The sequence below is a fragment of the Psychrobacter sp. 1Y4 genome (assembly GCF_051847555.1).
In genome coordinates this window covers 1-804 of the sequence record NZ_JBPYDE010000390.1, presented here as the reverse complement: position 1 = coordinate 804, position 804 = coordinate 1, and the positions used below count along the sequence as shown (strand labels likewise).

Annotated in this window: 1 protein-coding gene; it reads left to right on the top strand. The window is 46.8% G+C overall.

Features of this window, described 5'->3' with window-relative positions; translation table 11 throughout:
* Positions 1 to 82: 82 nt before the first annotated feature.
* Positions 83 to 787 carry a LysE family translocator gene (locus ACS8FC_RS16525; RefSeq protein ID WP_439297576.1) on the top strand — a complete coding sequence of 235 codons (705 nt, stop codon included), beginning with the start codon at positions 83 to 85 and terminating at the stop codon, positions 785 to 787.
* Positions 788 to 804: the final 17 nt, after the last annotated feature.

Below are 804 nucleotides of genomic sequence, written 5' to 3'. Positions count from 1 at the left end.
ATAATAGATAAAAGTTGACCTCATTTATGATAAGTGCAACTATGATTCAGACAGGGTAAAGTATCAAGGTACAGAGGGTTTTATGGAGTTTTGGCACGGATTTTTGCTAATCACGAGCGTTCACTTGCTGGCCGCCGCCTCACCAGGGCCTGATTTTGTGTTGGTATCGCAGCAGACCTTAGCCAAAGGGCGACGTACTGGCTTAATCTGTAGTTTGGGGATTACCTTAGGATTGTCGGTACACATTATCTATTCAGTACTAGGACTGGCAACGGTGATTGCCCACTCGCAGCCTTTATTGACCGCGATTAAATGGCTGGGTGGTGGCTATCTGATCTATCTAGGGTGGCAAGGTATTCAGGCCAAACCTAAAAAGCCAGTAGCGTTAACAACGACAGAAAATACGTCCGTTGATGTGTCAAAAACAGAGAAAGGAGCAATCCTTTCTGCTAACAGCCCTTCCCCTAAAAACTTGTCGGAAAATGACGAATCTACCGTTGCCACATTGCGCCGTGGGTTTTTCTGCAATGTCTTTAACCCAAAAGCGCCTGTGTATTTTGTGGCGATTTTTACCCTCGTCCTGTCGCCAAATATTCCACTTTGGCAATTGGCGATATACGGTGTCTGGATGATGGTGCTACAGATGGCATGGTTTAGCACCGTGGTGATGCTACTCTCTATCCCTGCGATTCACCGCCGCTTTCAGCGTTTTGAGCATTGGATTGACCGTGTATTGGGGTCAGCGATGATCGTATTGGGACTCAACCTGATCTTTCGTCACCGATAAGCGACCGATAAAGCACG